At 65.4% G+C, this 13,778-nt stretch carries 11 protein-coding genes; 10 read left to right on the top strand and 1 reads right to left on the bottom strand.

Annotation, left to right across the window (positions count from 1 at the left end):
• Window positions 1-372 precede the first annotated feature (372 nt).
• Window positions 373-1,422, top strand: coding sequence for a nucleotide kinase domain-containing protein (locus tag CYU59_RS07280; protein WP_292981022.1), 1,050 nt, complete (start codon window positions 373-375; stop codon window positions 1,420-1,422).
• A 1,397-nt stretch (window positions 1,423-2,819) separates the two neighbouring features.
• On the opposite strand, the gene CYU59_RS07285 is transcribed toward CYU59_RS07280, so the two are convergent.
• A complete protein-coding gene (locus CYU59_RS07285; RefSeq protein WP_292981025.1) occupies window positions 2,820-4,574 on the bottom strand; it encodes a serine/threonine-protein kinase PknH/PknJ in 1,755 nt (584 codons plus the stop codon).
• Window positions 4,575-5,140: 566 nt separating this feature from the next.
• Between CYU59_RS07285 and CYU59_RS07290 the strand changes: the two genes are divergently transcribed.
• The 9 genes from CYU59_RS07290 (at window position 5,141) to CYU59_RS07330 (ending at window position 13,692) form a co-directional block, all read left to right on the top strand.
• Entirely contained in the window at window positions 5,141-5,398 is a 258-nt protein-coding gene (locus CYU59_RS07290; RefSeq protein ID WP_292981028.1) for a hypothetical protein, read from the top strand.
• Window positions 5,398-7,227: a hypothetical protein gene (locus CYU59_RS07295; protein WP_292981031.1), complete on the top strand. Its 1,830-nt coding sequence runs from the start codon at window positions 5,398-5,400 to the stop codon at window positions 7,225-7,227. The genes CYU59_RS07290 and CYU59_RS07295 overlap by 1 nt, the downstream gene beginning before the upstream one ends.
• A gap of 452 nt (window positions 7,228-7,679) precedes the next feature.
• Complete coding sequence (locus CYU59_RS07300; protein ID WP_292981034.1) at window positions 7,680-7,943, top strand: hypothetical protein; 264 nt, start codon at window positions 7,680-7,682, stop codon at window positions 7,941-7,943.
• Window positions 7,944-8,134: 191 nt separating this feature from the next.
• Window positions 8,135-9,241, top strand: coding sequence for an AAA family ATPase (locus CYU59_RS07305; RefSeq protein WP_292981050.1), 1,107 nt, complete (start codon window positions 8,135-8,137; stop codon window positions 9,239-9,241).
• The gene (locus CYU59_RS07310; RefSeq protein ID WP_292981036.1) at window positions 9,238-10,530 is read left to right on the top strand and encodes a VWA-like domain-containing protein; all 1,293 of its coding nucleotides are present in this window, start codon (window positions 9,238-9,240) and stop codon (window positions 10,528-10,530) included. Before CYU59_RS07305 ends, CYU59_RS07310 begins: the two co-directional genes overlap by 4 nt.
• Entirely contained in the window at window positions 10,527-10,721 is a 195-nt protein-coding gene (locus CYU59_RS07315; RefSeq protein WP_292981038.1) for a chemotaxis protein, read from the top strand. Before CYU59_RS07310 ends, CYU59_RS07315 begins: the two co-directional genes overlap by 4 nt.
• Complete coding sequence (locus tag CYU59_RS07320) at window positions 10,718-11,932, top strand: hypothetical protein (protein WP_292981041.1); 1,215 nt, start codon at window positions 10,718-10,720, stop codon at window positions 11,930-11,932. Before CYU59_RS07315 ends, CYU59_RS07320 begins: the two co-directional genes overlap by 4 nt.
• A gap of 1 nt (window position 11,933) precedes the next feature.
• Entirely contained in the window at window positions 11,934-13,247 is a 1,314-nt protein-coding gene (locus CYU59_RS07325) for an AAA family ATPase (protein ID WP_292981044.1), read from the top strand.
• Window positions 13,248-13,449: 202 nt separating this feature from the next.
• The gene (locus CYU59_RS07330) at window positions 13,450-13,692 is read left to right on the top strand and encodes a hypothetical protein (protein ID WP_292981047.1); all 243 of its coding nucleotides are present in this window, start codon (window positions 13,450-13,452) and stop codon (window positions 13,690-13,692) included.
• The last annotated feature ends 86 nt before the right edge of the window (window positions 13,693-13,778 follow it).

Genomic DNA, 13,778 nt, shown 5'->3' on the forward strand with positions numbered 1-13,778 from the left:
CAGCCCAATCCTCCACTGACAACAACTCCCTTCTCCTCTCGGCTCATAAGCCGAGACTCAGACGAAGGGGGTCAAAATTCAGGCGTCGACACGGGGTCAGTTTTCAGGCGACGCCGACACGGCTGTCCCTACCCGAGGCATAACTGGTTCAAGCTGTTTGGTGTCCTACCTGCAGGGCACAATCGGCCCCATGTGCACGACGACGATCGCCGGCGGATCCGGTACAGGTAAGGCGCACTGGGGCAACGGCGAAATCGGTACCGCAGGAGCCCGATCGAGAGTCGCCAATCACCGTCACGGCTTTCAAGGAACCCACTAGTGGCTGGCATGTCAGAGGCTGGCTCACCCTCCGCCCTGTTGGAGCCATCACCGTTGCATTTGTTCGAATGCCGCGAAACGCAACCGATTCCGTGGACCAGATTCTCTGCGACCATCGCCGGTCAGATCTTCGAGACGACCGCTGTCTTTGATAGCTATTGGCATTTCGCGGCTCGACGCCACGCCGTATACGAGGCTCGAGTAGCGGGTCAACACGGCCCATGGACCAGCGACGCGGTGCTGAGCCGGTACCGCTTCACCAACTGCTATCGCGCTGCGGATCGCGTCAGCCAGTTTCTGATTCGCGACGTCATCTACCGGGGGCGTCAGGAGCCGGCCGAAGTGGTCTTCCGAATCCTGCTGTTCAAATTATTCAACAAGATCGACACCTGGAAGCTGCTCACCGCGGAGTTGGGGGAGCCCGCCCTGGCCGACTTCGATGTGGACCGTGTCGGTGAGGTGCTTGATGAAGCTTTCGCGCGAGGGCACTCGCTGTACTCAGCCGCCTATGTCATGCCGTCCCCGGCGTTCGGTCAGAGGCGCAAACACAACAACCACCTCCGATTGCTGGCTCACATGATCGACACCGACGTCGCCGGCGCTCTCGCAGCGACCGAGACCATGCGCGAAGCGTTCGAAAAACTGCGTCGTTATCCAGGTCTGGGAGATTTCCTGGCTTTCCAGTTTCTCATCGACATCAACTATTCGACGGCCCTGAACTTCGACGAGATGGAGTTCGTGGTCGCAGGGCCCGGGGCGCGCGACGGCATCCGCAAGTGCTTCGGCCCACGCAGCGCCGGCTACGAGCGTCAGATCATTGAATACATGGCGGCGAGCCAGCACGACCACTTTCGCAGACTCGGCCTTCCGTTCTCTGGCCTCTTCGGTCGCCCGCTGCATTTGGTCGACTGCCAAAACCTGTTCTGCGAAGTAGATAAATACGCACGCCGCGTGCACCCCGACATCGCCGGCGTCAGCGGCCGCACCCGGATCAAACAACGATTCCGAGCGCTGCCGGCCGCGATGCCGGCATGGTTCCCGCCCAAGTGGGGACTCAATACCGGTGCGCGTGGCGAGCTGCGGACCGCAATGCCCGCGGACTGAGGCTCGGCGAACTCTCAGCGCCGATGCACGGCACCTCTGCCAAGCTGAGAACTTGCTTGCCTCAGCGTCAGATCGGCGACCAGTGATGCCGAGCGCCGCACGCAGATTGAGAGAATCATCGAGCGCCTCACCGCACGAACCGGTCGACCGAAAGCGGCGGTAGGACCCGAAGTGCGCCGCGCAGCGCGCGAGACACTGGCTATCGATGCCGGCGCTGCGATCGAACCACCGAATGCGATCACCTAGTCGGCAGGCGCAGAGCACATCTGGCGTCTCTGAAAGGCCTGGCCGTTACCTCGGCATGGTGAACACCGTGGAAGTACCCCCTCGCCGGCGTTCAGCTGGGCCACCGTCGAGCACCGTCAGACAGCCGCAGTCATCGCCGAGGTGAAAGATCGCGGTCGACAGATTCGCTGCAGTGCCCGGTCCAAACGCGTCATCCAATAGACGGCAGAACGCATTCCTGCCGAGCGGGTCATCAGGTGGATAAGTTGCGGCCGTTGGTGATTCGAGACCTACCACAATACTGGAGCCAGCCGATCTGGCGACCCGTGTCCAACGTTCAAGTTGCCGAGAGTCCACCAGATCACGCTGCGTTGGCCCTACGAACACGACCGTAGACGCGATTCGGTGACCGGCCTGGCGCGCTTTGTCGACGTCGGCGCAGTTCAGCGCGCGCAGTAGCCGTTGCCGCTCGAGGAGGTGCTCGTCGACCACCTCGCTGAAAAGGTCACTGTCGCAACAAGTATGAGGGGAATCGCCTGCACACAGACCGCTGACGGCGCTGATAAACTCGACATCGCCTGGCTGTTGGCTGGCAGCGAGACATGCACCGAGGTAACGCATCATGTCGTACGTGTTGTCGGTGGTCGCACCGACAACCGTGCAGTGCGGGCCTGCCCCGCCAGCGCTCCCGCACTCCAAATTCACGGTGACCGCACTGCGATCTCGGCCCGCACCCAGCACGGCGGTCAGGGGGCGCCGATCCGAGCTCGTGCTCAGCCGCAGGGCACGCGTGTACGACGTTCCGGGGTGGGCGGCCTGATAGGCCCGGGCGGCTTTCTGCCGGGCGCGAAAAGGTTTGTTGCTCATAAGAACTCCCATTCAAAGGTTCACGTTCCGTCGGCGGCCCACATCTGCGCGGAATGTTTCTTTGGTTGGGTATTTCACGGAACCCGGAGGGACTTGTCCCGATCATTGATGACAGTCCGTGTGGGCGGTAACAGTCGGCTCGGGATTCACGCCGCCGTGAGCGGCGCTACCGATCAAATTAGCACGCACGACTGTCATGTGGTGCGAACGCGGCGAGAGGGGTGGTCAATCCTGTTGCAGGGGTGGTGAAGTTGAAGGTGCACACCGTTGCGTTGGGTTACCGCGGCGATGTAGGTACGCAGGCCCTAATGCGGAATTTTGGCGAGGATCGCGATCGCCAGGTCTACGCCCTGGTTGGAGATGCTGAGGCGGCACGCCCACACATCGGCGAGCACATTGTTGCGAACCTGCAGAGCGCGTTGGCAATCGCGCGTTTGGGATGCATCGCGCTCGCGCAGGTGTTGCGGCATGGAGAGGGCGTCTCCGGTGCTGTTGAGGTGCCCGAATTGCCAGTGCATGGGGCTGCTGTCGGGGTAGGTGACTGTGAATTCAGAATCCGCGCATTTCGACCACTGGCCTTTCTGGTCGAGCAGCGATCTTCGGGCGGCGTCTGCGGTCGGGAACTCGACCACGGCCTGAAGGACTTCGAATGCGATGGGTACTGGGCCTGGCTCATGGACGGCCTGAACGCGCGCGGCGGTCCAACCGGCGTCGCCGTAGACCGACACCTGCGCGGGTGCGAACGCTCCGACACAGCTCTTGTTGTCAATGACGGAGCTTTCGTCGATGAGTGTGTCGACGGACTTGAAGACGGTGAGTTCAGCGGCGCCCATGATCTGTGAGACTTCATCGGCTCGAGGTAGCAGGGCGTTGAGCACTTTGGGGGGCAGCGGGGCTGGCGGTACCGGGGTCGTCGAGGGCGGCGCGGAAACTGGCGGCGCTGCGTTAGGAGGGGTGCCGGCTCCGGTGTGGCGGTGATCGAGAGTGGCCACGCCGATCGTCGCCGCGGCAAGAACGGCTACGGTCACCGCGGCGATGGTGAACCGGCGCCGGCGGCGTCGCGGTGCTATTGAGATGAAAGCCGGATCGAATGGATGGGGGCCCTGAAGCTGCGGTCCAGCACTGGTGAATGGTGGTGGCCACGGGACACCCGGGCCGGAGCCGTGCGGGTGTGACAGGGTGTCAGCCGGCGGCGGTCGCCAGGGCGCGGTAGTCGTCATGAGCCCGCTGTTGTGCAGGGAGGCTGCTGCGGCCTCGGCCAGTTCACGCGCCGTGCTGAACCGCTTGTCAGGATCTTTGGCCATCGCGGTCGCGATCACCGAATCCAGCGCGGGTGGCAGGTCAACGACGAAGTCGGTGACACGAGGCGGGGGGGCTTGCAGATGGGCCATCATCACCGCCGGCATTCCGTCTGCGGCCGAGTAGGGGGTCATGCCGGTCAGCAAGCGAAACAGAGTGCAGCCCAACGAATATATGTCCGCGCGGCCGTCGATCTGTCCTGAGTACACTTCGGGCGCGGCGTACGCGATGGTTGCGACCAGCGACCCGGTTGCGGTCAAGCCGGCGTCGTCGAATGCGCGGGCGATGCCGAAGTCGCCCAACAGGACTCGCTCATCGGTTCCGATGGGGCCTTTCAATAGGAAGTTGGCGGGCTTGACGTCACGATGGATCACTTGGTGGGAGTGGGCGTAGTCCAAAGCTCTTGCGACTTCGCTGGTGATATGGACAGCGCGCGTCGGGGTCATGGTGCCCGATTTTTGCGCCGCGTCGGCGTCTATGCCGTCGACGAATTGCATTGCGATCCAGAGCTGTCCGTCGTCCGTTTGACCGCGTCGGTAGATCGACACGATGTTGGGATGGTCGAGCGTGGACGCGACGGCAGCTTCACGGAGAAACCGTGTTTGGAATTCCTCGTTGTGTGACAGTTCAGCGCTGAGCACTTTCAAGGCGTCACGGCGGGGCAACTCCGGATTTGCGACCACATAGACCGTGCCCATTCCGCCCGCACCCAGGACACGTTCAATGCGGTATCCCGCGATCTCTGTTCCCGGATTCAGCATGGGCGCCGCCGGCGAGTCGAACGTCGCGGGCGGTGCTGGTCACAGACAGTCCGCCGCGCGCAGCTGGCACAAACCACGAGTCCTGCTTTCGTCATGGTGCCGCGGCGTCGGCGCGTGTGCATTGTGCTGATTCCTCTGTTTGACCGTTTAACACCGTATCGGTGTTTGTACGGCGGTGCCGGTGCGGATGGCGCGCGTTTCCCAGATCGCGTTTGTAGAATTTCGCTATTCGCCGGTCATCGCCACCAAGGAGACCGCTGTGGCCTCTCGATCGAAACCTCACTCACAGACTGCTCAGCGCACCAAACTGCTGGGTGTGCGTTTGATGCCTGGAGAACATGAGGCTTTCCAGGACCTTGCTTGCGGCGAGGATGCTGACATGTCGACATTGGCCTATGGGGCGTTGGCGGAGAAATGGCCGCACCTATTTTGCTACGGGCGTGAGGGTGCACGTTGAGCGTGCGCTCAGCCGGATGCGTCATAGCGTGTTCGCCCGCAGATTTCAGAGCTGGGCGGGTGAACAATCGCGCGGTGCGCGGTTGCGAAGCTAGGTAAACTTTGTTGCTGTGAGCACGCTCGACCAGGGTGGCGTACACGCGTATCTGGCGACGTTGGCCTCGAGTGCTTTGTCGGCGAGCCAGCGAAGGGTCGTGCACAACGCGGTCGTCAACAGCGCTTTGGAGGGGCCCCTGCTGAGCGTCGCGCCAGCCCACGACCTCATCGATTTCGTCGCCGGCAACATCAGCGCAGACGCTTACCACAAGCGCGTCCTTGCTCGAACCGGGATTGCTTGTGACGACTCGCCGCCCGAAAGATCCCGGTAGTGGCCGGGCGTAATCGAAAGACCGGCATCAAATCCAGCCAGGTGTCGTCGGCGGATCAGCACTGGTGGGAAACGCTCAACGCGCACGGGCACACCGCTATTGGTCGTCTCATCGATGACTTCGACATCATCGCCGATCAGCCGATCCCGTACGCCCACTTGCCATCACGAGCGCAGTCGGTCTACAAGACATCATTTCGGCGTTGGTCTGACCTCACCGATGAAACCATCGCCTCGCTGACCGCCAGACCACAAGGCGGCGCAAGCACGGTGCGCGCCATGCTGATCGCGGCCCGCGACGCGGTAGCTACGACCCGGGCGGCTGCAACCGCGCCGGCTCCAGACGCGACGAGCGCTGCAATGAGATTGCTTACAGCGCTGTCCCTTCAAGACCGAACACTGTTGGCCACGTGGGTTTGGCAACGTCCACCAGAGTCGCTGAACGAGGCGGCCATACGATTAGGCGTAAAGCCCTCCTGGATTTCTCGCCATCAACCCGCTATCCGTGCACGCTTTGACGAGCTGTGCGCCGACCCCGCGCACAGCACCGTCCTTGAATTCGCCGAGCGGCTAGGCCGGCGGCTGGGACCCCTCGGGCGTGAGCACAATTTCACCTCCGCACTGCACGAACTCGGCATCGACTCAAGTGGCGTGATCGCTGATATGTTCGTGTACCTCGCGGGACCGTACACACAACGCGGCTCGTGGTGGGAACGATCTGAAACTAACGGGCTCGCCCGAGCGGCGGCGCAAGTGGACTCTGCTTTCCTGCGGTCGCCGGTTCCGACGAACGCATCCTTGATCCGCGGCCTCAGCGACATGGGTATGCCGGCCGACACAGCCGTCGAATACCTCGGGGCACTGGGGGACTACCGACGATTCGGCGAGCGATGGGTCAAGTGGGGCAAGAAAATGACCGACAGGGCTGAGGCGGTCCTGCATCTCAGACTCAAGCACGCCCCCGCCACGACGAAGGCGATCGCCGCCGCGATTGGTGAGTCCGACAGGGTGCTGGCGTTAACGGACGCGCTGGCTGAAGATCCTCGGTTCGCGCGTGCGAGTCGACACTCCTGGGCGTTGAGGCAGTGGGGGCTGCCGGAGTACTCGGGGATCTTCACCGAGATCTCGACAAGAATTGAGCGCGCCGGCGGCGCCATCAATCTGGCCGAGCTCGTCGATTCCATCGTGTCAGCGGTCCCTGATGTCGCGGAATCCTCGGTCAAAACATACGCATCGAGGTCCGCGGCATTCGTGACCGAAGACGGGATGCTGCGCCACCGAAACGAATCCGACGGCGACGTCGTAGCGGCGCCGTTGAGGGTCGCACGAGGAGCGTTCGCTAACGGACCAAACCAGGTGCGCTTCGCGGTTGATGTCAACCGCGAGGTACTGCGCGGATCGGGGCTGAACATGCACCAGGCCGTCGCCTCGGCGCTGGGCGTCAGCCCTGGCGCGGAGCGCCGATTTACCGGAGTTTCTGACGTCGTGGTCAAGTGGCGGCTCTCCTCGGCCACCGGGCCCAGCATCGGGTCCTTGCGAGCTTTCGCCGCCGCCGTCGACGCCGTTGCCGGCGACACCCTGGTCCTGATATTCGAACTAGACACCCAGGAGATCGACGTCGCCCGCATTCCGGCTGGGGAACCGGCCCGGCTGCGGTTGCATGCGCTGCTCGGGTCGGCCCCCGATTGCAGCGCACGGGCGGCGTTAGCAGGCGCGCTGAATTGCGAACCCGGGGAGGTCGATGAAGTGCTGCGCCAGCGCGGCGACACACGGGAACTTGCGGCCCTGGACCACGACGAAGAATCCGCCACCAGTATCACCTTGTCCTGACCGAGAACTTAGGAGCAGTTCCTGGTGAGGAGCCATCAACACGGGGCGAGCGACGACAGTGAGTGAGAACGCAAGCCGCATCCCTCCGCGGCAACCACTGGTGGACATCGCGGCCCTGACGATTCTGCTGCAGGTGCCCGGTGACCCTGCGGCCACGCGAGCATTCACTGACGCTGAGCGCGACATCGCCCAGGCGTACGCGCTCGAGCGGAGCGGTACCTGCATCCCCTTGCCACTGCCATCGCCCAATGAGAGGCGCTCGCGGTAGCTGGACGTATCGAGGCGTCGGGTGTTAATAGACCCCCCACCCGGCACGGGTCGGGGTGGGGGGTCCGAATGATGCTCACTGAGAGCGGGTTTCGCGGCGGCTGCGTTGTCAGTGGGCGTGGCTAGCATGAGGTGTGTGGGGCTTGCCAGTGGGGCGGGCCCGGAAGCCCAAGTGAGGGGCCATGATGCAGGTTTACGTCGACGATCCGGAGTCGGTGGAAGTCGAGTTGTTGACCATTGATGAGGCGCACAGGGTCTTGGCTCGTTGTGAGGCTGAGTTGCCGCAGGCGTTCAATTCGGCGCACGCCTGGTGCTTGCAGGAGGAAATCGCCGCGCTGCTCGACCACATCACGATGCTTGAATCTGAGTTTGGGCAACGTGTTTTGGACGGTGAGGCTGCCGAGCACCGTTTCGACGTGTGGACCGATCGGGATCTAGGGGCGGACTGACGAGGGGCACCGGCTCGTCCAGTTGCCGGCACCACAGCTGACCCACCCGACACAGGGGCGGGTGGGTCAGATTCGTTGGTTGGCAGGGTTTTGGGGCTGGCAGCAATTCTTGTCGGTGCCGTTGTCTAATGTTGTTGGTGTCGGGCAGGCCGTTGGGGCTGGCCCAGGATTTCCCAGGAGGGGAAACGATAATGACCGACTTGGATACGACAGTGACAGTGATCGATGCCGCCTCGCGAGCGCATGTTCCTGTTCTCCTGTGGTCTGATCCTGGCACTGGAAAGTCCAGTGTCATAAAGGCTTTGGCTGCCTCGGACGGCGTTCCGGTGGAGACGGTGATCGGGTCGCAACGCGAACCAGTAGACATTGCTGGCTGGCCTGTTGTGGTCGACGGCGCGGTGCAGACGCTGGCGTTGCCGGATTGGGCGCAGACGCTGTTGGATGCGAAGGCGGGTTACCTTCTGCTGGATGAGATTTCGACCTGCTCGGCATCGGTTCAGGCGGCGATGCTGACAGTGGCGTTGGAGCGGATGGTCGGGCGTACAAAGCTGCCAGATGAGGTCCGAATCGTTGCTGCTGGCAATCCTCCGGACAGGAGTGCGGGTGGAGTCGATCTGACGCCGCCGATGGCGAACCGTTTCCTGCACGTCGATTTCGAGCCGACCACCGACGAATGGCTGACCGGTATGCGGTCCTCATTCGCCGCGCTGCCCGCCTCGCGAGCCGTGGCAGCCGATGAGTTGCGGCGCGCTGAGGAAGTGGGCGCTGTGTGCGCCTACATCGAAAGCCGACCCAACGAACTGCACCGCTACCCCGAAACCGATGATGCCGCAGGCAGGGCGTGGCCGTCACGGCGGTCTTGGGAGGCGTTATCGCGGGTGCTGGCGCATCTGCGCCGCGACGATATCGCCGCCGTGAGCGCTGCCGCGCTCGGGATGGTCGGGGATGGCGCGGGCAGCGAGTTCGTGGAATGGCGCGCCCACATGGACCTTCCACCTGTTGCGGACGTGATAGACGATCCCAGCATCATGGAGTGGGCCACGGCGCGGCCGGACCAGGTGTGGGCGGTGCTGTCCGGTGTGGTGGCCTGGGCATCGGGCAAGGGCACCAAAGACGCATGGACAACCGCATGGGGGCCGCTGGTCGCAGCGGCTACTCACGGTGCCCCCGACGTGGCCGGTGCGGCAGCTCGCGCTCTGAGCGTGGCCATGCCTGCTGGCGCGAAACCCCCTGCCTCTGCACGCAAGTTCAAAGACATGATGATCGCGGCGGGCCTCGACGTGGGGAGCGCAGCATGAGCGAGGTCAGGGCGCTCACCGCTGACGAGTGGCGGCGACTACGGCTGGCACGCATGGCCGCAGTCGAGGCCATGCCGTATTTCGCTCGCGCACTGTTCGCGCTGGTCCCTGTCGCGGAGCCAGGGTTGAACACCTTTGCGGTGGATAAGTTCTGGCGACTCTACGTCGATCCAGAAATGCTCGGCGGCGATGGCGGCTGGACGATCTCGCAGGCCGGTGTCGTCCTGTTGCATGAGGTCAGCCACGTTCTGCGTGAACACGGTGTACGCGCCGAAACGGTGGATTCCGTTGTGCACCATAAGCTGTGGAACTATGCGGCAGATGCCGAAATTAATGATGACCTGATCGCGGCAGGTCTGGCGCTGCCGGGAAGGCCGATCACACCTGCAAGGTTGGGCTGTGAGGATGGGCATGCTGCCGAGGTCTACTACCGGCATCTGGTCCCACCCGGTACTCCGCCGCCCGACAGCCAGGACGGCGACGGTTCCGGTGGCAGCGGGGATGATGACGACGGTGAGGACGAAGGGTACGGGTGTGGGTCGGGTGCCGGGGATGATCCGGTGCCGGGAGAACTGCCCGCTGCAGCAGACCTGGGCAGCGGCACCGGAATATCCTCTGCGGCAGCTGATCTGGTTCGGATCGCGGTCGCCCGAGCGGTGCAGCAGGAAATCCAGCATGGCGGGGCCGGTCGAGGAACGATGCCTGCGGGCCTGGTCCGCTGGGCAGCGCACCAACTCACCCCGGCCGTCGTTCCGTGGCCCAAGGTGCTGCGCGCTGCGGTGCGCCGCGCCGTCGAGGACCAGCAGGGACAGGTCCACCATTCCTGGCGGCGTCCCAACCGCCGCGCCCCCAAAGGTGTGCTGTTGCCGACGCTGCGGGCACCCAAGATCGCCGTCGACCTGATTTTCGACACGTCAGCCTCGGTGGGTGACGCCGATCTGGCTGCGGCGTACTCAGAGACGCGCGCGGTGCTGCGACGTACCGGCGCTACGGTGCGGATGCTGTGCTGCGACGCGGCAGCCACCGAAGCGCGGCCGGTGCGGTCGTTGAGCGATGTGACGCTCGTCGGCGGCGGTGGTACCGATATGCGCGTCGGAATTGAGGCGGCGCTGGCCGCTCGCCCGAAGGCAAATGTCCTGGTGCTGTTCACCGATGGCGGCACGCCGTGGCCCGAGCGTCGGTTGCCGGTCCCGATGATTGTGGCGCTGATCGGTGCCCACGCCGTCGACACCGCCCCCGCGTGGGCCAAGACGGTGCGGGTCACCCCAGCAGGGCAGGTTGCGGCATGAGCGGGCGTTCAGCGGGTTTCGGGGCGTGGGCCGACACGGTGCTCGCCGGAACCGGCTGGACGGTGGATACGGTGCGCCAGGCAGCCGAGCGTGGCTGCGACGATCTTGCGACGGCGGCGCTGGCCGATGGATTCACCGCCGCCGCCAAAGGACTCGCCAGCGTCACCGAGGACCTGGACGGTGCCGGGTGAGCGCTGCGCTGTTCGACCTGGCCTTGCGGGTGGCTGCCCGCGACGCCGGGAGGCCGGTACCGCGGCTCCTGCACAACCCCGCCCCGGCGCGTGAAACAGCGGTCGCTGTTGTAGCGCGACGGACCGGGCAAGTCGTGCGGGTCCAAGCGGCGGGACCGGATGGACGTACCCACAGTGGAACCGGGCCGGACGGACTCGTCGCAATCATGCGGGCAGCGGCCAGCGGTGGCGGCGACCTGGCTGGCGGGCCGACCGCGCTGATTGACAGCCGCGCCACCCTGCGGGCGCTGGCGGGCCTGGCGTGCAGCTACGCCGATCCCACCCGCTGTGCTGGTATCGATGTGGCGGCGGGATCGGCCCTGGCAGGGTGGTGGGTGGAACGAGCTGCCCACCCCGGCACATCGGCGGTCACCGACGTGCTCGCTGTGTCACGGCAACGGTTCGTGCTCGGTGTCGCAGCGGGCAAGGACCATGCTGCGGCGTGGCGGGCCGCGCTGTCTGTGCCCAACAGCATTGCAGGGCTGCATATCTGGCGGCATGCGATCACCAGCGGACCGCTTCTGCCCGGGCTGGAATCGCTGGGCGAGGACGATGACTGGCACTTGGAGGCCGCGCAAGAGGCGGTCCAGGAGCACCGCAGTTGGGACCGGCCTGAGACGTTGCAGCTAGCGGCGGCGCGGCTGGCGAGCCGATGCGATGCCGCAGACCTCTATGACGCAGCACTGCTGGCCGACCCGCTATGGCGGGCACGCGGCGTCCACACCGGATTCGTCTGCCACGGCGAAATCGCCGCCGGGGCAGGCGCGGAAGGCAACCGAGTCACCATGCGCGCTGACCGCCTCGACACGCGTCTGAAAGTTGGTTCGTCGGTGACCGGGTGGCCGGGCGAGCCGACGACCGCGATGCCGGATACGGAGAACCGTTTGACTGGTGAGGTTTTCGCCACGGCGGTCGAGGACGGCGCGCTGGTCGTGACCATAGGGGGCCTTCGAAAATCAGGATATCGGCCCGCCGCAGGCGAAACGGTGACGGTGATTCCGGCACCCCCATCGGTGTCAGTCATCCGGTCTAGACGTACAGCGGTGGCACGGCTTTACCGCCGCCGATTCTCCTGGCTCTCGCAAGGCTCGACCCCGACTGCTGCGCGCCGCCCGGTGCCGCTGGCCGTGATGATCGCCGCCGCCGACGAACCCGACGAACCCGACACCTGAAATGCGTTCCCTGCCAGAACGATTCGCCCCGCCAAGCGGCGGCGGCGTGCCGGTCACCGCCTCGACCCCGGCAGCGTCGCCCCCGACGCTGCCGCCTGCCACTGCCGTCACCCAGAACTGGCCAGGCCGTGAACTGCTGAACTCACCGATGCTGGCCAGGGTCCTGCACTCGGCATGGGGCGGGGATCCAGCTATCGCGGTTCCCGCCTGCCCCGGTGCCGGAAAGACCCGCCTGGCAGCGCATCTCGCGTCGGCACTCGCAGAACGGGTGGGACTGAGAGTGGCCGTGGCCGCGCAGACCCGCGAGCAAGCCGCCGAGTTGGCAAGGCGCATCGCGGCGCTCAGCGACCGCGCATCGCTCATGGTGTCGGGTCCCGGTAAGAAGCCGGTCGTGGTCGACGGTGTTCGCACCGTGTCTGGCCGTCATGTTCGCTGGGAACAACAGACTGGCGGTGAAATCCTGATCGGCACCGCCGCCCGCTGGCTCTACGTCGACCCGGCGAAAGCGGGGGCCGACCTTCTGCTGGTCGATGAAGCCTGGCAGTGCACATACGCCGATCTTGGCGCCCTCGGTGCGCTGGCGCGCCAGGTGGTCTGTGTGGGTGATCCCGGTCAGGTCGCGCCGGTGGTGACCGGGTCGACCGAGCGGTGGGAGGGGCAGCCCAGCGGACCGCACCAGCCCGCCCCGGCTGCGCTGCGGGCACGCTATGGCGAGGCCGTCACTACCCACGAACTCACGAACTCCTGGCGACTCGGCCCGCAGACCTGCGCGCTGTTGTCGCAACACTTCTACCCGCAGATGCCGTTCACGTCGCGCCGCCCCGACGAGGCCGTGATCGGCCCCGATGGCACGGTGTTACCCGAAATCGTCGCTCTCTCAACGCCTGCCCGCAACGGGCCGACCGACCCGGTGCTGTTGACCGCCGTCGCTGAACGGGTTCGCGAACTGACGTGGCACAACTACCGGCGCGACGGCGTGTGTGAGCCGGTGACGGCCCGCGAGATAGCCGTCGTCGTGCCGCACGTCGCCCAAGCCGGTGCGCTCCGCGCACTGCTGGCCGACATGCCCGACGTGCTCGTCGGTACCGCCAACGCGCTGCAAGGCCTAGAACGGCCCGCAGTGGTCGCGCTGCACCCGATGGCCGGGTACCGCAGCGCAGAGTCGTTCGCCCTGAACGCAGGCCGCATGTGCGTCACGCTGAGCCGACACCGGGCACACCTGAGCATCCTCACTGACCCGGCAACGATGGGCCTGCTGGCGGCATCCGACGACCCGCAAGCCGAGCACGCGAAGGCGGTCCTGGCCACGCTGTGATCACCGGCAGGCGGTGGAGACACCCGACCTGCCAACGCGCCGGCCTGCCACCCCCGCCCGTTCCCCACCCGGCACAGGGACCGGGCGGGGAACTCGAGGCAGGTGTGCTGGCCGGGTTCGGTGTCGGTGGGCGGCAGTAAACTCAGTGGTGTTGAGCAGGCCAGTTGGGGCCGGCTCGCGATCTCAGTAAAGGGGACAGATGATGGCTACTTACGGTGACGGGGAATGCCTTGACGGGCCGGGTGGCTGCCAGGGCGAGGTGTGGCCGCGCGCAACGCTTTCGGGCAGTGGGGATTCGTACTACCGGTGCGATCGCCATTACGAGCTTTACGCCGAGCGGCTGCAGCCGATCATGGATGACATCTCCCGGCGCTACCCGGTGATGGCGCCACCTGACTTCGACCCGCTGGCGTGCGGGGAATCCTGGGACGACGACGGCTGGTGACCCAGCCGGCACACCGGGGGCCAGCCGATCGGCCGGCCCCCGGTGTGCCACCCGACACCGGGGCGGGGCGGGGCGGGGCGGGGCGG

Source organism: Mycobacterium sp., from assembly GCF_002863225.1.
Classification (GTDB): Bacteria; Actinomycetota; Actinomycetes; order Mycobacteriales; family Mycobacteriaceae; genus Mycobacterium.